This window comes from Mycobacteroides sp. CBMA 271 (genome assembly GCF_009729205.1).
Taxonomy (GTDB): Bacteria; Actinomycetota; Actinomycetes; order Mycobacteriales; family Mycobacteriaceae; genus Mycobacterium.
The window spans coordinates 827,521-843,557 of record NZ_VTHB01000001.1 but is presented as its reverse complement, the minus strand read 5'-3'; the positions used below and the strand labels follow the sequence as shown (position 1 = coordinate 843,557).

Annotated in this window: 15 protein-coding genes and 1 tRNA gene; 9 read left to right on the top strand and 7 right to left on the bottom strand. The window is 63.6% G+C overall.

Going from position 1 to position 16,037, the window contains the following annotated elements:
- The first annotated feature begins 72 nt into the window (after positions 1-72).
- From FZI91_RS04255 to FZI91_RS04225, 7 genes are all read left to right on the top strand, one after another.
- Entirely contained in the window at positions 73-1,056 is a 984-nt protein-coding gene (locus tag FZI91_RS04255) for a diiron oxygenase (protein WP_162526257.1), read from the top strand.
- A gap of 106 nt (positions 1,057-1,162) precedes the next feature.
- Positions 1,163-2,149 carry a diiron oxygenase gene (locus FZI91_RS04250; RefSeq protein ID WP_155937396.1) on the top strand — a complete coding sequence of 329 codons (987 nt, stop codon included), beginning with the start codon at positions 1,163-1,165 and terminating at the stop codon, positions 2,147-2,149.
- Between the two features lie 107 nt (positions 2,150-2,256).
- Entirely contained in the window at positions 2,257-3,861 is a 1,605-nt protein-coding gene (locus FZI91_RS04245; RefSeq protein WP_155937394.1) for an NAD(P)/FAD-dependent oxidoreductase, read from the top strand.
- Positions 3,862-3,888: 27 nt separating this feature from the next.
- Positions 3,889-4,752 (top strand): SDR family oxidoreductase, encoded by an 864-nt coding sequence (locus tag FZI91_RS04240; protein WP_155937392.1) that lies wholly within the window; start codon positions 3,889-3,891, stop codon positions 4,750-4,752.
- A gap of 10 nt (positions 4,753-4,762) precedes the next feature.
- Entirely contained in the window at positions 4,763-5,830 is a 1,068-nt protein-coding gene (locus FZI91_RS04235; protein ID WP_155937390.1) for a ferredoxin--NADP reductase, read from the top strand.
- 37 nt (positions 5,831-5,867) lie between these two features.
- Positions 5,868-6,359, top strand: coding sequence for a hypothetical protein (locus tag FZI91_RS04230; protein WP_155937388.1), 492 nt, complete (start codon positions 5,868-5,870; stop codon positions 6,357-6,359).
- A 32-nt stretch (positions 6,360-6,391) separates the two neighbouring features.
- On the top strand, positions 6,392-7,198 hold the full coding sequence (locus FZI91_RS04225; protein WP_155937386.1) for an RsiV family protein: 807 nt from the start codon (positions 6,392-6,394) through the stop codon (positions 7,196-7,198).
- Here the strand turns inward: FZI91_RS04225 and FZI91_RS04220 are convergent, their stop codons facing one another.
- Positions 7,199-8,221, bottom strand: a complete 1,023-nt coding sequence (locus FZI91_RS04220; RefSeq protein ID WP_155937384.1) for an NAD(P)H-dependent glycerol-3-phosphate dehydrogenase — start codon at positions 8,219-8,221, stop codon at positions 7,199-7,201.
- Between the two features lie 34 nt (positions 8,222-8,255).
- Here FZI91_RS04220 and FZI91_RS04215 point away from each other — a divergent pair, with 34 nt between their 5' ends.
- Positions 8,256-9,305: a TIGR03617 family F420-dependent LLM class oxidoreductase gene (locus FZI91_RS04215; RefSeq protein WP_155937823.1), complete on the top strand. Its 1,050-nt coding sequence runs from the start codon at positions 8,256-8,258 to the stop codon at positions 9,303-9,305.
- Here the strand turns inward: FZI91_RS04215 and FZI91_RS04210 are convergent.
- Together FZI91_RS04210 and FZI91_RS04205 are read right to left on the bottom strand one after the other, a co-directional pair.
- Positions 9,302-9,940: a LysE family translocator gene (locus FZI91_RS04210; RefSeq protein WP_162526256.1), complete on the bottom strand. Its 639-nt coding sequence runs from the start codon at positions 9,938-9,940 to the stop codon at positions 9,302-9,304. The genes FZI91_RS04215 and FZI91_RS04210 overlap by 4 nt on opposite strands.
- A 12-nt stretch (positions 9,941-9,952) precedes the next feature.
- The gene (locus FZI91_RS04205) at positions 9,953-10,444 is read right to left on the bottom strand and encodes a YajQ family cyclic di-GMP-binding protein (RefSeq protein WP_155937382.1); all 492 of its coding nucleotides are present in this window, start codon (positions 10,442-10,444) and stop codon (positions 9,953-9,955) included.
- 90 nt (positions 10,445-10,534) lie between these two features.
- Here FZI91_RS04205 and FZI91_RS04200 point away from each other — a divergent pair.
- Positions 10,535-10,617 (top strand) — tRNA-Tyr (locus FZI91_RS04200).
- A 120-nt stretch (positions 10,618-10,737) separates the two neighbouring features.
- On the opposite strand, the gene FZI91_RS04195 is transcribed toward FZI91_RS04200, so the two are convergent.
- The 4 genes from FZI91_RS04195 to FZI91_RS04180 all read right to left on the bottom strand — a co-directional run bounded on the left by FZI91_RS04195 (position 10,738) and on the right by FZI91_RS04180 (position 15,892).
- Positions 10,738-10,980 (bottom strand): hypothetical protein, encoded by a 243-nt coding sequence (locus FZI91_RS04195; protein ID WP_155937380.1) that lies wholly within the window; start codon positions 10,978-10,980, stop codon positions 10,738-10,740.
- A gap of 218 nt (positions 10,981-11,198) precedes the next feature.
- On the bottom strand, positions 11,199-12,464 hold the full coding sequence (locus tag FZI91_RS04190; protein WP_155937378.1) for a serine/threonine protein kinase: 1,266 nt from the start codon (positions 12,462-12,464) through the stop codon (positions 11,199-11,201).
- A 15-nt stretch (positions 12,465-12,479) separates the two neighbouring features.
- Positions 12,480-14,006 (bottom strand): S8 family peptidase, encoded by a 1,527-nt coding sequence (locus FZI91_RS04185; RefSeq protein WP_155937376.1) that lies wholly within the window; start codon positions 14,004-14,006, stop codon positions 12,480-12,482.
- An 80-nt stretch (positions 14,007-14,086) separates the two neighbouring features.
- Positions 14,087-15,892 (bottom strand): peroxidase family protein, encoded by a 1,806-nt coding sequence (locus FZI91_RS04180; protein WP_155937375.1) that lies wholly within the window; start codon positions 15,890-15,892, stop codon positions 14,087-14,089.
- Positions 15,893-16,037: the final 145 nt, after the last annotated feature.

Genomic DNA, 16,037 nt, shown 5'->3' with positions numbered 1-16,037 from the left:
TACTCGTAACGGACAGTACCCCATACTTTCAGGTACGGGTACCTTAATTTCGGTTAACCAGAAGGCAGTGACGTGACGTCCAGCAGTTACAAAGACATCAACTACGCCAACTATGAATTCACGTTGGCCACCACTGTCGACGGCCAGGCGCCGACACGGCGCCGTCGAGTGGGCGATCGACTCAAGACGGCCCGCCGACTGCTCTTGGAGGCGACGGAGTTCAACTACGACCCCGAGCTGGACATTGACTGGGACGCGCCCCTGGAGTCGGGGAGGCACTGGCTGGCCGCGCATCGGGTATCGCTCTATGGCACCCCGGAGTGGGAAGCGCTTTCGGATGCGCAGCAGGGCGAATTGGCGCGCCGGGAGCTGGTCGGCCTGCTGAGTTTCGTGGTGGACGCGCAGGGCGCACTGGCGTCGCTGATGTTCCGCGACGTGATCGAAGGCAACGCCTTGGCCGACGATTACACACGCTTTCTGCTGGCCAGCGTCGGTGATATCAGCCGCAACGCCACCATGGTGGGGCGGCTGATCAACAAGACGGGGCTGGAGCTACAACCTGCTCCGGTCGCCATGCAACGCCTGCAGCGCTTCTGTGTTCCGCTGATTCCTCATGGCCCCTTGGGGCGCGGCTTTATTCTGCTGCTGCACAGGTTGATTCATCAACTGATGTGTGAGCTTGAGGCCGACGAGCAGGCGCAGCCCGTGGTTCGGCAGGTCGCAAAGATCTGTGTTCTGGTCAGCCGTCGCCAGCTTGAATTCGCCGAGGACGAGCTGTACCGGGCCGTGGACGCCCGCAGATATCTGCCGGGGGCCTTGGCGGACGTATCGCTGGCGGCGCTGACGGTATTGACGACGTCGTCGATGGTCCGGTCGCAGGCGTACGTCGGCGTCGGTCTGTCTCCGCGCAAGGGCCGACGCGCGGCGGCCCGGAGCGAGAACATTCGCCACCGGAACGCGGTGCTGCTGCAGGGATATTTCGACGTCGCCGAGGGCGCGGGAATGTTTAGAACCGGCACCGCGCGAGCGATTCTCGGGGCTTGCGGCCTTCGTTGACGTTGCGCGGGGGATTGACAAACCGGCGCACGAAGACAACACTCAGTTAGCGGTATTTAGAGTAACGGATACTTAAAGTAATGTATAAAATTGGAGGGTGGGATCAATGACGACCATCGACCAGCCAGCAAGGGCTCTTCACGAGGCCGGCGCCTCGTCAGTGCGCGGTAAGTCCGTGGGAGATCGCGAGAAGACCGCTCAGCGACTGTTGCGTTCGGCCGCGGATCGGGCATACGACGGCGAGGTCGACATCGACTGGGACGCTCCGGCGGTGCCCGGGTTGTACTGGGCCACACCGCGCCGTACTTCCCTGTACGGCACCAAGCTGTGGGACAAGCTGACTCAGGAACAGCGCATCGAACTGACGCGCCATGAGCTCGGTTCGGTGTTGAGCTTCGGTATTTACGTCGAGACCGGCCTCAGCGCCATGCTGTGGCGGCAGGTCGTCGAACAGAACGGGGGAGCGACCGATCATGGCCGCTACGCGTTAACCGAGGTGGGCGAGGAAGCCCGGCACTCCACGATGTTCGGCCGCTTGGTGAACAAGATGGGGGTCGAGCCGTATACCTATCCCAGGTTCGCGACCCGCGTCATCCGGCTCCTCGGTCTGGTGCCGTGGGGCCCCTCGGGGCTCGGTGGTCTGCTGCTGGTCGAGGAGGTGCTGGACCGCGGGCAGCGGGAAGTGATGATGGACGAGACGGTGCAGCCGCATGCCCGCCAGCTGATGAAGATTCATGTGCTCGAGGAAGCGCGTCACATTACTTATGCGCGTGAGGAATTGGTGCGGCAGATCGCCGAGCGGGGGCCGATCTCCAACGCATTCCACCGCGCAGTCTTCGCCCTGGCGGTGATAGGTGTGTATCCGGTGTTTGTTAACCCGAAGGTCTACCGGTCGGTGGGCATTCATCCTCTGCGCGGATTGTTCGCCTTCCTGACATCGCCGCACTATCGCGAGAACGCGACGTGGGCTACCGAGCCACTGATGCGCTTCATGCACGAGATCGGTTTCCTGGACGGCAAATTCACCGGCCGACTGTTGCGGATGTCGCGCGCCATGCCGGAGGACATTCTGGCCGAGATCAAGGCGCGGTAAGCGCGCGCCAACGAATCATCTTCACGCTGAACTGGCTCGATGTCGGTGGCATTGAGCCAGTTCAGCCGTGTCAACGTCTACCTGTCAGCAGAAAGAGATTGCGCCACATGACTGTTACCGACACTCCTCCCGAAGAGCGGCAGACCGACACCGTGGTCGAGAGCGGGTCCTCGGAGCCCATTCGCATCCGCACGCTGATTGTCGGCACGGGGTTCTCGGGTATCGGCGCAGGCATAGCGCTGCAGAAGATGGGGGTGCCCTTCCTCATCCTCGAAAAAGCGGGCGAAATGGGCGGCACGTGGCGCGATAACACCTATCCCGGCGCAGCCTGCGATGTGCCCACCCACCTCTACTCATTCTCGTTCGAACCACGGTCGAACTGGGACCAACTCTTCTCCCGGCAGCCCGAAATCTTCGACTACCTCAAGGATGTCGCCGCCAAATACGATCTGTACCGGCACGTCACCTTCAACACACGGGTCACCCGCGGGTACTGGGATGAGGACGAGTACCGCTGGCATGTGTTCACCGAGAGCGGGCAGGAGTACATCTGCCAGTTCCTTATCTCGGGAGTCGGCGCCCTACACGTCCCGAGCATCCCGGAAATCGAGGATCTGGACCGTTTTGAGGGGCCTGTCTTTCATTCCGCGCAGTGGAATCACGATTACGACCTGACCGGCAAGAAGGTTGCCGTTATCGGTACGGGCGCCAGTGCTATTCAGTTCGTCCCCGAGATTGTGGGGAAGGTCGGCGAGCTGAAGCTCTTCCAGCGCACCCCACCGTGGGTCTTGCCGCGCACCAATATCGAGTTCAGCCCAGTGGCCAAACGGGCGTTCGCGAGCATTCCGGGTTTACGCGCGCTGTTCCGCAGTGGCATGTACTTCGGCGCGGAGGCCGGGGCATACGCGATGAACCGGCGGCCGGCCCTGCTCAAAGGTATTGAGCTCCTGGGGCGTGCGTATATCAAAAGCCAGATCTCCGATCCGGAAGTACGCCGAAAGTTGACACCCGACTACCGTGCCGGATGCAAACGCCTGCTGGGGTCGGGGACGTACTACAAGGCCATTGAGAATCAAAAGACGGAACTGGTCACCGAGTCCATTGCGCGGGTAACCGCCGACGGTGTCGTCACCAGCGATGGGAAGGAGCGCAAGGTCGATGCCATCATCTTCGGCACCGGCTTCCACGTCACCGACTCCTACAAGTATCTGGACCTGAAGGGACAGAGAGGCGAGGACCTCGGAGAGCGCTGGTCGAGGGAGGGCGTCACCGCCCATCGCGGCATCACCATCGCAGGTATGCCGAACCTGTTCTTCCTCCTGGGGCCCAACACCGGCCTCGGCCACAACTCGATTGTGTTCATGATCGAGTCGCAGATCCACTACGTCACCGAGGCGATCAAGCACGTCGATGAGGCCTACGCTCAGGCGATTGTGCCGACCCGCGAGGCTCAGGACCGATTCAACACCGAGGTTCAGCGCAAGCTGCAGGGCTCGGTGTGGAACAGCGGCGGCTGCCAGAGTTGGTACCTCGACGAGCATGGTAAGAATCGAACGCTGTGGTCGGGGTTCACCTTCGAATACTGGTCGCAGACAAGGAAAGTCGACCCCTCCGAGTATGAGTTCGAGGGTGCTAAGCGTCCGGCCGTGCGCAAGACCATTCCCCTCGCGGACGGTCCTCGGCAGACCTCGCCAAGTATGGCCGCAAAGTAGCCTCCCGCCGAACAGAAGCGAGACACGATGAAAGACTTCGATAACAAGGTCGCCGTAATCACCGGTGCCGGTTCGGGTATCGGCCGCAGCCTGGCGTTGACGCTGGCGCAGCGCGGTGCGCGGCTCGCGCTCTCCGATATCGACACCGCCGGCGTGGCCGATACCGCAGGACGCTGCGAGAAGGCGGGTGCGACCGCCATCCCATTCGAACTCGATGTTGCCGACCGGGCCGCCGTCTATGCCCATGCCGTCGACGTCAAGAACGAGTTCGGTCAGGTCAACCTGGTGTTCAACAATGCCGGTGTGGCGCTTTCGGCCGACGTCAAGGACATGGAATGGGATGACTTCGACTGGTTGATGAACATCAACTTCTGGGGTGTTGCGCACGGCACCAAGGCATTTCTGCCCCACTTGATCGAATCGGGTGACGGTCACATCGTCAACGTGTCGTCGGTGTTCGGCCTGATGGGCATACCTTCTCAAAGTGCGTACAACGCGGCGAAGTTCGCGGTGCGCGGCTTCACCGAATCACTTCGTCAGGAGATCCGGGCGGCCAAGTATCCCGTCGGCGTCACCTGTGTGCACCCCGGTGGTATCAAGACCAATATCGCATCAAGCGCGCGCGGCCTACCCGAGGGAGTGGACCGCGAGACCGTCCGAAAGGGCTTTCAGCTCATGGCGATCACCCGGCCAGACTCGGCGGCCCGGATCATTCTGCGGGGAGTCGAGAAGAATCGCCCGCGAGTTCTGATCGGCCCCGACGCCCGCGTGTTCGACGCCATCCCGCGCATCATCGGACCGCGCTACGAAGATCTCATGGCGCCGTTCTACGGAATCGGCAAGTACGGTCTCGGCAAGAAGGTCGCGGCCCGCTTCGGTATCGAGCTCTAGGCGGTTGTCGATGACGGACTCGGTCTTGCCCGACACACGCAAAGTGACCGGCAATCCCCACGTTCATTCGCTGGAGGTCGTCGAGATCATCAGGGAGACAGGAGATGCGGTTTCTCTGGTGTTCGAAGTTCCCGATGCGCTCGTGGACGCCTTCCGCTACCGGCCCGGTCAGTTCCTCACATTGAAGATCCCCAGCGCACAGACCGGGTCGGTAGCCCGGTGCTACTCGCTGTCCAGCTCGCCGCATCTCGATGAAGACCTCGTGGTCACTATCAAGCGCACGGACGGTGGGTACGCGTCGAACTGGCTGTGCGACAACGTCGGTGTGGGAGACCACATCACCGTGCTTACCCCCTCCGGTGTCTTCGTCCCACGCTCGCTGGACGGCGACTTCTTGCTGATCGCCGCGGGCAGCGGCATCACCCCGATGCTGTCCATCGCCAAATCGGTTCTGCTCGGTGGAGCGGGAACGGTCTACCTCTTCTACGCCAACCGCGACGAGCAGAGCGTGATCTTCGGTGCCGAGATCGACGAGATCATGGTGGAGTTCCCGGATCGGCTGCGGGTCGTGCATTGGCTCGAAGGCGAGCGCGGCCTACCCACCCGCGAATCCCTGGCAGAACTGTTCGTCGCCTATACCACGTACAGCACGTACATCTGTGGCCCGGCGCCCTTCATGGATGAGGCGCGCGCCGCACTGTCGGCCGTCGGGACGCCCGCCAATCACATTCACGTCGAGCTCTACCAGTCGCTGTCCGGCGATCCGTTCGCCGACATCGTGGTCCCGTTGGGTGGCGAGGACGACGCGCAGGCGAGCGTGGAGCTCGATGGCACCCAGGTCACCGTCGAATGGCCGAGAAATACTCCGCTGCTCGATGTGCTGCTTGCCCAGGGCATCGACGCGCCGTACTCATGCCGTGAAGGTGCGTGCAGCGCGTGTGCCTGCACGGTGCGCCGCGGTGAGGTGCGGATGCTCCGCAACGACACCCTGGTCGATGCCGACCTCGCGATGGGGCTCACCCTCGCCTGCCAGGCCGTTCCGGTCACCGACAGCGTCGATATCGTCTTTGACCAGTAGACGCGAGATTGCGCGCGATCTTGGATATGGTCACGGGATGCGTACCCTGCCCGTCCTTGGCGCCGTGACCTGCGCCGTCGCTGCCGTGATGCTGGCGGGCGCGGCGTCCGCGGACCCGGACACCCCGAATCCCCTTGACCCGTCCGGACTTCCGAATGTCAATGGGCTTACTCCGGTATCACCGCTGGAGTACAGCACGATGGGTGACACGGCATACGGCTTCACCATTCCGGGCGGCATCTCGTGCGTGATCAAGCGCGCCGACGCCAGCTACGGCTGTAGCGGCCCGCTGCCTGGGGCCCCCAACGGAGCCAATCTCGTCAGCGGAAGCAACGCCCCAGGTTTCGCCAGCACCGATCGGCCGATCTACGGAATGGGCGGTGAGCCCTTCAAACCGCTGCCGCCCGGTAGCCGGCTGAGCTACCGCGAGCTCAGCTGCGGGTTGGACGGCGGCGGCACGCTCACCTGCGTCAATAACCGGTGGCAGAACGGTTTCGTGGTCGGCCCCGGCGGCTCGTACACCACCTAACGTCTCCGCGGCGTCCAGATAGATTGGATTCCATGCGTCTCGGGTGTCTGCTGTCTGCCGTCCTGTGCGGTCTCGTCCTTGTCGGCTGCGATAGGGGAGAGGCGCCCAAGGAGGCTCCCGCCCCCGAGGCCACCAGTGCCGAGGCATCCTCGCCGGCCACCCCCACTGCAGATCCCGCCTGGGAGCCTGCGTGTCCCAAGCACGGCGGTCGCTGGGACGCCGCACAAGGCTGCGTCATCGACGAGGCCACGCCGCAGGCCACGCAACATCTGCTGATTCCCGTGCAGTGGGATTCGTCGTTCCCCGAGCTGCAGAAGGCAGCCGATGCGGTGGTGGCCGACATCCGTGCCAAGTTCCGTGAGGAGGTACAGAGTGCCGGAGCGCCGCCGACGGGAAAGCCCTGGGCGCTCAATGTCACCTTCGATGCGTACCAGGGTCGGAGCGTGCATCCGTCAGATGGGGTGAGGTTCTCGATCTCCGAGTCGCTCGGCGGCTATCACCCGAGATTCGTGTTTCGCACCCTCTCGTTTGACCGCATCACCAAGGCGCCCATCACGATTCAGGCGCTGCTGGCCGATCCTGCGGTGGCCCTACCCAAGATTTCGGCGTTGGTGCGTGCCGACTTGCGTGCGCAGCTGGGCGGTGTGGGAACCGAATTCGTCGACAACGGAACAGATCCCGAGGCGGGAAACTTCAAGAACTTCGCGCTCGACAACGAGTCTCTCGTGTTCTGGTTCGAGCCCTACACGGTCGCCGCATACGCGGAGGGGCCGATGGAGAGCCGGATCCCGTTGGCGCAGCTGCGCGACGTGGTGAAGCCCGAGTACCTGCCGGCCTGATCAGAATCCGGTGCCGTGTACCTCGTGGCCCGGGGTCTCGGCCATCAGCCCGCGGTAGGCCTGTTCCACCGTGGAGCCGTGATTGATCACCCCGTCGACCTCGCGGGCGATGGGCATCTGGATGCCGTGCTCCTCGGCAAGGGTCATCACCACCGATGATGCCTTCACGCCCTCGGCGACCTGGTTCATCGCCTCGATGATCTCGTCGATCGTCTTGCCCTTACCGATCTCCTCGCCCACGTGCCGGTTACGGCTGCTGGCGCTCGTGCAGGTGACAATGAGATCGCCCAAGCCCGCCAGGCCCGGGAACGTCTCGGGGTTACCGCCCATGGCCACGCCGAGTTTTGTCATCTCCCGCAGCGCCCGCGAGATCACCATGGCGCGGGTGTTCTCGCCGATGCCGATCGCATAGCCCATGCCGCTGGCGATGGCGAAGACGTTCTTGAGCGCGCCCGCCATCTCCACACCGACGACGTCGTTGGTGCTGTAGACACGGAAACGAGAGGTGCGGAACAGCTCTCCTAGGCGCGCTGCCTGATGCTGATCGGGCATGGCGACCACGCCGGCGGCCGCGAACCCGCGGGCCACCTCCTTGGCGATGTTCGGCCCGGCCAGGATGCCAGCCGGGTGCCCGGGCAGCACCTCCTCGATGATTTGAGACATCCGCATCCGCGAGCCCTGCTCGAGCCCCTTCACCAGCGAGACGATCGGTACCCACGGACGCAGTGATTGACCGATCTCCGTGAGCACCTCGCGGAAGCTGTGCGAGGGCACCCCCATGATCACCACATCGGCCTGCTCGACGGCCTCGTGTAGATCGGAGGTGGCACGCAACGATTCGGTCAGCTCCACCTCGTCGCCGAGGTACCTCGAATTACGGTGCCGCTCATTGATATCCGCAACGGTTTCCGGGGACCGTGCCCACTGCAGGGTGGGGCTACGACGCGCCACGATAGAGGCCACGGCGGTGCCCCATGATCCGCCTCCGAGGACGATGACCTGTGGTTCGCGAAGTGCTGGCATGCTCGCCAGGGTATGGGCCCCGTTCGTCTCGAACATGGACTTCGGCAATATGGGTGCGGTGTTGATTGATGTAACGCTCACGACAGGGTTGACCACCATGGCTGCCGACGCCGCCGCGGCCGAGCGGGCAGGGTACGCCGGCATCTGGACCTTCGAGGGTGCGCACGACCCGTTCCTGCCGCTGCTGCTGGCCGCGGAGCACACGAAGGACGTGACGCTGGGTACGTCCATTGCCGTCGCGTTCGCGCGAAACCCGATGCTGCTGGCCAATATTGGCTGGGACCTGCAGGCCTACTCGGGCGGCCGATTCATCCTGGGGCTTGGCACCCAGATCAAACCGCACATCACCCGCCGATTCGGTATGCCGTGGAGCAGTCCGGCCGCGCGGATGCGGGACATGGTGCTGGCCGTGCGCGCCATCTGGCAGTCGTGGCAGGAGCGCGGACGTCTGGATTACCAGGGCGAGTTCTACCAAAACACGCTGATGACGCCGATGTTCATGCCCGATCCCGCCGAGGTGAGCGACTTTGGCACGCCACCGATCTGGCTGGCCGGCGTGGGCAGCGGGATGACCGAGGTGGCCGGGGAAGTGGCCGACGGATTCATGTCGCACCCGTTCTGCACGCCCGAGTACCTTGCGCAGGTCACGCTGCCGACGTTGGGGCGGGGTGCGCAGAAGTCGGGAAAGAAGCTGGCCGACATCCACATCCATCATTCGCCGATGATCGTCATCGGACGCGACGATGCCGAGTTGGCCAGCGCACGCGCGGCAGTACGCAAACAGTTGGCCTTCTACGGGTCCACGCCCGCGTACTGGCCCATCCTGGAATTGCATGGCAGGGGAGAAGTGGGACCAAAACTCAAGGAGCTTTCCAAACAAGGCGAATGGGATGCGATGGCCACGCTCGTCGATGACGAGTTCGTGGATGCCGCTGCTATCACCGTGACCGACGCGGACCAGGGCGCGCACGAATTACGGGACCGCTACGGCGATCTGGTGCACCGACTGGGCTTCAATACCCCGTACCGGCCCGACCGTGCGCTGCTGGCGGACTTGCTGCTGGCGTGCCGCGGAGGTCGCTAGGCGTGGGTACCTGAGATCGCGACACCGGCACCCAGGCCGACGATCAGGAAGCCTCCCGCGCCGCCCACGGCCTCCAGGCGTCGGGGCGAACGGGCGAACCAATTACGGGCAGTGCTGGCCAGCAGTGCCCACAAGCTGTCCGAGACAAGAGCCATCGCGACGAACACGAGGCCGAAGACGAAGATCTGGGTCGGCACCGAGCCCGCGGCGGGATCGGCGAACTGCGGCAGCACCGCGGCGAAGAACAGTGCCGTCTTCGGGTTAGTCATGCCGACAATGAAGCCCTGTCGGAACACTCGCGGCCGTCCCACCGCGGGCCGATCTGCGTTCAATGCTTCGATAAGTGACTTGCGGTTCCGAATCGCCTGTACGCCAAGGTAGATCAGATAGGCAGCGCCGACTAGTTTCACCGCTGTCAGCGCCCATGTAGAGGCCGTCAGCAGGGCGCCGAGCCCGGCAGTCGCCAGCGCCACGAACACTGCGGTGCCTGCCGTATTGCCGAGGACGCTCATGAGACCGGCGCGGCGGCCCAGGCTGAGCGAACGGCCGATGGAGAACAGCACGCTGGGGCCCGGGATCACGATGAGGGCGTACGCGACGACCGCGAAGCCGATCAGGTGCGATGTGGATATCACCGGACCATCGTCCTACCGATAGTTGACGAACTGCAACGCGATATCCAGATCGGAACCCCGCAGCAGCGTCTGTACGCCCTGCAGATCATCGCGCTTCTTGCTCGAGACCCGGATCTCTTCGCCCTGCACCTGTGATTTGACGCCCTTAGGGCCCTCGTCGCGGATGATCTTGTTGATCTTCTTGGCGTTCTCGGCGTCGATACCCTGCTTGAGGGTCCCGGTGAGTCGGAAGGTCTTGCCGCTGGGCTGCGGGTCACCCGCGTCGAAGGCCTTCATGCTGATATCCCGGCGGATCAGCTTCTCCTTGAAGACGTCGACGGCGGCCTTCAGACGCTCCTCGGTGGAGCTCACCAGCTCGATGGTCTCGTCACCCTTCCACTCGATGGTGGTGTCGGTGCCCCGGAAGTCGAAGCGGGTGGTCAACTCCTTGGCGGCCTGGTTCAGCGCGTTGTCGACCTCCTGGCGATCGATCTTGCTCACAATGTCGAATGATGAATCCGCCATGACTGCTCCTCTTTCTGGTCCTCGGATGTTCCGTATCCAGTCGGTTTGCGTTGTCCCGACCCTATCGTTGTATCCTGCATCGTCTGATAAGGCGGGTTGCCCGAGCGGCCAATGGGAGCGGACTGTAAATCCGTCGGCTTACGCCTACACAGGTTCGAATCCTGTACCCGCCACAGCGGCCAGGCCCCCTTTCGAGGGGGCCTGGCGTCGTTTTGGGGAGCTGTGACGCGGTGAGATGAGGCTCGGGCCATGATCCCCGGGCCGGAACGTGGCGCGGCAGCTCTTCCGGGGGCCTAATCGACGGTGACCGTCAGCTGCTCCTGCCCCGGGGTGATGTGGGCCGTGGCATGGAAGGTCCTCCCCACATGCGACACCAGGAATCGATAGTCGCCGGCCAGTGGCGCGGAGATGACTATCTCGCCCCAGTCGTCGGCGACCATGGCAGGGTCGTGGACCTCGCTGGGCGCCGAGGCGATGCTGATCACAGCACCGGCCATCGGACGCCCGGCGGAATCGCGGAATGAGACGCCGACCACGTGTCCTCCTGTGTCCGGATTTCTCTGATTAGCTGAAACTCCGTGCGTGGCGCGTGAGGTTCGAGCTGGGACGTGCTCATTCTGTCCCGGTGTCCGGGCCCGGTTCGCGCGTAGTGGGCTACTCGATCTCATGGTGCAGGAATGGTTTTCGGGTTTAATCGAGGCGCGAAGGGCGGCGGTGAGCCCGGTGGCACCGCGACCGGCGGTCTGGTGGTAGATCAGGTGGCGCGAGCGGCGGAGACGATGGCCCAGGCCACCTCGGGGTGCTTGATATCGCTATGTGCTCCGCTGAATTCCGACTGGCTGGCGTCGGCAATGACCTTGTTGGCGTCAAGCCGGTAGAAATTCCCGCGTTGAAAGTCGTAGGGCTTCCCGGCCACCGACAGCTCAAGTGGCGTTGCGGCCGGGTCCTGTTGGTACCCGTCGTGACCCATTGCCCCCCAGCGGAACCAAAGGTCCTGCCCGGCCTGGCTGTCTTGCCGTGCGAGCATGCTGGCCGCCGGGTACCACCAGCCGACCGCGCGGTCGGCGGAGGTATACGTCGCGAGCAGCGGACCGTCCACCCGCTTATCGAGCCCGGCGAGGCCGCCCGGGCCACGGCCCGGGTCGAAGAGCAGCTTCTGGTTGAAGGTGAAGTGGGAGAAGGCGCCCTGGATCAGGGTGAGCGACTTGACCGGGCTCGTGCCGGTCTTCGGAAGCCCCGCCAGCGCATACGACACCAGCCGGGCTCCAAAACTGTGTCCGATGAGGTGGACGCGAGGCGGCCCGGTAGGCCCGGACAGCGCGGCCAGCAGCGGGCCGAGGCCGTGCTCACCGACGACTCCGGCCCGGTTCTTCATCTCGTAATAGCTCATCGTGCGCAGAATCTCGCGCGCTCCCGACCACAGGGCGGTGAATGGATTACCAAGCCCTTGGGCGGCACTCGTGGACTTCGGTGCCATGGCAGCGGCTTGGCCGAACACCGCGAGGGGGTCACCATCCACGATGGCCGACTCGCCGCTGTCCTCCTCAGACTGCGCGGGCGTGGTGACGAGTCCGGAGGCCAAGGTATGGAACTCGATGAGCTTGGCGGGCTGCTGCGGTTTCTCGTCGAGTAGTTCGCCCATGGTTTTGAGCTGCTCGGCCTGGCCAGGGAAGCGGGGGGCCAGCGCCGCGGCGAGCTGTGCGCCAGTGGAAGGCACCGGCGGCGCGCTGTCCGGGCTGTCGTCGGGCAGCAGCACCGACGGCCAGTTGATTCCCGCGACAGCCACACCGTCTGTATGGCCGCCGAGTTGGTCGGCAATCAGCGAGAACATCGCTATATAGAGCTCGCGTGCCGATGTCACGCTGTTGTTCCATCCGTGTGACATCACGAACAGATCGGTGATGCCCCCGGCTGCCACCGCGGCGGGTAAACCGCCGTCGCCGTCGCCAGTGGCGTCATTGAGTGAGCCGTCGGCATTGAAATCCGGTTCGTAGTAGGGCAATCCCTCGATCGCTGTCATGATGTCCTCAGTCGGCTAGGTGTTGGATAACGCGCGCATCAGGTCGATGAGCCCGGCGCCCTGGAAGAACTCGTGGCGTCCCAAGTCGACGGCCGCCTTCAGGAAGATCTCCTTGACCTCGTGTGGCTTACCCACGAATTCCGTGCGCGCCGACAAGAACGCGGCGATCGCGCCCGACACGTGCGCGGCCGCCATCGACGTTCCGCTGTCCTCGATGTAGTTGGCGGCTCCTTCGGTTCCGTCATCCTTCAACAGGTCAATGCCGCTGGCCATGAGACCGGTTGCCGCAGAGGTGATCCGCTCGCCGGGTGCCACCAGATCGGGTTTGCGCCGACCGTCGAGGGTGGGCCCCTTGGAAGAGTCGAAGGTGACGCCGCTGGTGTGTGGCCGATACCGATGAACCGAACCAACGGTGATGGCGGTGGCGGCATTGCCGGGGTCGGTGATGGTGGACAGCTGCCCGTAGACATCGGCCGTTGTTCCGAGAATGGCGGCGCCCACACCGGCCGCGGCGGTACCCGCACCCAGGTTTCCCGCACTCACGACACACACCACGCCTGCCCCGGTGAGCAGGTCCAGTTCGCGGCACAGCGGGCTTTGACCGGCCGCGTAATCCCGTGGCATCCAACCGCATCCAAGGGACAGGTTGACGCCGTGAATCTGTAGATCGGTGCCGTAGCTGTTGATTTCACGCACATAGTTGAGGGCATCGATGAGCACGCTCGTCAGCGTTTTGCCGTCATCGTCGAGAACTTTGAGGCTCACCAGGTTGGCGTGTGGCGCCACCCCGGACAGACGTGAGCCCTGAGGCAGAACGCGCGGCACCCATTCTGGCAGCCCCTCGGCGGTCGGTTGGGTGGATGCGATCCTGACCAGCTTCGGGTCTGCGGGAGATTGGCCCGCGATGATGCCGGCGACATGGGTGCCATGTCCGTAGATATCGACGAGTGGTCCTTTCGAGGATTCCGGCGAGAGGGTGAAGTCCCGGTGTAGAGATTTCACCGAGTCCGCGGTGAGAGTGCCGTTCACGGCGAAATGCGGGTGATTGGCGTCGATTCCAGAATCCAGCACGGCCCAGACGACGCCGGCGCCACCGGAGCCGTAGGTGCGGATTGCCGCATCCGCTTTGATCGTGGTGACCGATCGGTCCAGGTGCGCCTCGACCACCAGATCCGGCCACACTCGCCGAATCAGCTGCAGCGCCTCTTGTGCGCTCTTGGTGCCGGTGGATTTGGAGCCGCCGCGGACCAGGCGTTGTATTTCATCGGGGGTGAGCTGGCATCGCACATAGTGGCGGCCCACTGGCTTGGGCGTGGGTGGCTCGTTATGCAGTACACGGTGGAACATGTGCAGGAACTGTTCCCGCACATTATCGGGGTCGATACCGGCGCCGATAAGAAGCTCGATCAGCACCATCCTGCGGTCGTCATCGTCGGTGACCAAGGCGTTGGCCTCGCCCGGCGGTGCCGTCTGCGGATCGGCCAGGACCATTGGGCTGATGACCGATGGCCGCTTGGGTCCGCGTGGCACGGGGCTAGTCATCGCACACCGCGGGCATGAATCCGGTGAGGCTCATCTGACGATTGTGAACCCAAACATCCTTGTCGGTCATGAGTATTCGACTACTCGGTCGGCCGGCTGACCCATGCGGGCGTCCACGGTGCAAACGGATTGGCGACACCGTCCAGGGCGGCGTCCAGGGATGGGAAGTGCCGAAGCAGCACCGAGCGCATCGAGTTATCCCTGACCCACGCAATACCTTCCCGGGTGTAGACCTCAGGTCGGAAGTCGGATGTGAAGAATCTGTCGCTCTCCAACCGTCGAGACGCCATCAGCACGAATATTCGGAAAGCTGTGTCGCTGAACCCAAATCCCCTCGGTTTGGGCTCTGCATACAGCCCGACCATCAGATCAACCCGCTCCACATCGCCGTATATCGCCGCGAGCTCCCTGGCCACCACCGGGTCGTCGGTGAGCTCGGCGAAAGTCGACGCCGGCCGCAGACGCAGCATCCGGCGGAACTCGTTGTAGCGGGGGACTCCCCGCTCACGGACCCGAAGCACATCGATGGCGGCGAGGTCCAAAATAGATCCGTCCAGGCGTTCCAGACGTTGCAGATGGCGCGGGAAGTTATGCAGAGTCAGCGCGCCCGGATTGGCACGGCCGAACGAATAAATAATGTCCTCAATCGACGTCTCGTTGAATCGGCTCCGAACATATTCAACGGCTAGATCGGGCAATTCGTGCTCGGCGATCACGGAATCATCGGAAGCAGACCGAAACACGAAACGATCCGGAATTAGCGGGTGCATCCGGTACACCGCAACAAATTCCTCGGTCAGCGAATACGGCACGTTGTGCAGGCTTGTGGGGGACCCGGGTATGCCGCGCAGGAGAGCGTTATGTGGCTGACGGCGGAATAGGTTGCTTAAGCGCTCGCCGAGAATGCCGGACCAGTTCGTATGCATCGCGAATACCGTGGTGGGATGCCCGATTATGGCGGGGGTCCAGTCGATGGTGTGGATTTTCGCCATCAGCGCTGTGTTGACTAGGCGGGCCTTGTCGTAGAGCTCCTGATCGGACATTTCCGGGTGACAGGCGGCCAGATGCTCGCAGATCGCATTGTGTTCCCGCATGAACAGCGAATGCAGGATAGCGAGACCAACCCAAAAGTTGGCGGCGGTCTCTGATGTGCTGGCCAGCGCTTCGACGTCGGCCGGGGGCAGACCCAGCGCGTCGAGCCGCAACGTGCCCCCGGTCCGGGAGCGCAGCGCATCAGCGACGGCACGGGTGCCGCCGTAGACCTGCGATCCATCCCACCAATGGGTGTCCTGCGTGACGAATGTGGGGGGGCCTGACGCATCCGGGCAGGGGTCGGGTGCGGTGCGACGTATCTGCATCGGGCGTTGTGGCCACGGATCGTCCCCGTCGAGAGGCACCGTCCAAGGCTCGGACTCGGTGGTGTTATGGCTGAACCAGTCGTGGACCTCGAACTGGATCCATGCCGCGGCCAGCACGTTCAGCGTCGTTGCCGGAATGAACTCGTCCCGGGTCAGCAGCCTGCGACTGATCAGTCGCGGATTGGGGGTGAGGAGTTGTTCGGAGGGCTCGGGGAAGGTCTGCGCGAGGGGTGCGTTACGCCCGAATCGACTGCCGACCGATCCCATCAGCGGGTATTCCAGGTTGTTGTAGGTGCCGTCCACTGTTCGGGCACCGCGGTAGTCGGCGTTCTCCGGGGGTGGTGATGCGCCGGCTGCCCGCCCGGTATCGAACAGATTGTCGGTACGCAGCGCGTTGCGCAGCCCGATGAGTACTGCGATACCGAGTGCCGTGGGCAGCCGGGACCACCCGATCGACCGGTCGACTCGCGTCGCGAGCCACGATGCCAATGTGCTGGCCGATTTGGCGGGTCCGCCTATTTTCGCCATACCGGTAATGCTGACAAATTCCAGCGGGTTGGAACATGAGTATTGAACTACTTGATCCCCATGAAATTCGGACATCCGGTGGCATCGGGAATACCTCGCCATTTCACCCGCATCAGCCCGAGCCGCGGCGCAGGATTGAGTAGTC

Coding starts and splice junctions, on each gene's coding strand:
- FZI91_RS04245 (WP_155937394.1), top strand. CDS start 2,257: ATGACTGTTACCGACACTCCTCCCGAAGAGCGGCAGACCGACACCGTG.
- FZI91_RS04235 (WP_155937390.1), top strand. CDS start 4,763: ATGACGGACTCGGTCTTGCCCGACACACGCAAAGTGACCGGCAATCCC.
- FZI91_RS04180 (WP_155937375.1), bottom strand. CDS start 15,892: ATGGCGAAAATAGGCGGACCCGCCAAATCGGCCAGCACATTGGCATCG.
- FZI91_RS04225 (WP_155937386.1), top strand. CDS start 6,392: ATGCGTCTCGGGTGTCTGCTGTCTGCCGTCCTGTGCGGTCTCGTCCTT.
- FZI91_RS04230 (WP_155937388.1), top strand. CDS start 5,868: ATGCGTACCCTGCCCGTCCTTGGCGCCGTGACCTGCGCCGTCGCTGCC.
- FZI91_RS04220 (WP_155937384.1), bottom strand. CDS start 8,221: ATGCCAGCACTTCGCGAACCACAGGTCATCGTCCTCGGAGGCGGATCA.
- FZI91_RS04250 (WP_155937396.1), top strand. CDS start 1,163: ATGACGACCATCGACCAGCCAGCAAGGGCTCTTCACGAGGCCGGCGCC.
- FZI91_RS04240 (WP_155937392.1), top strand. CDS start 3,889: ATGAAAGACTTCGATAACAAGGTCGCCGTAATCACCGGTGCCGGTTCG.
- FZI91_RS04215 (WP_155937823.1), top strand. CDS start 8,256: ATGGACTTCGGCAATATGGGTGCGGTGTTGATTGATGTAACGCTCACG.
- FZI91_RS04205 (WP_155937382.1), bottom strand. CDS start 10,444: ATGGCGGATTCATCATTCGACATTGTGAGCAAGATCGATCGCCAGGAG.
- FZI91_RS04190 (WP_155937378.1), bottom strand. CDS start 12,464: ATGACAGCGATCGAGGGATTGCCCTACTACGAACCGGATTTCAATGCC.
- FZI91_RS04185 (WP_155937376.1), bottom strand. CDS start 14,006: ATGACTAGCCCCGTGCCACGCGGACCCAAGCGGCCATCGGTCATCAGC.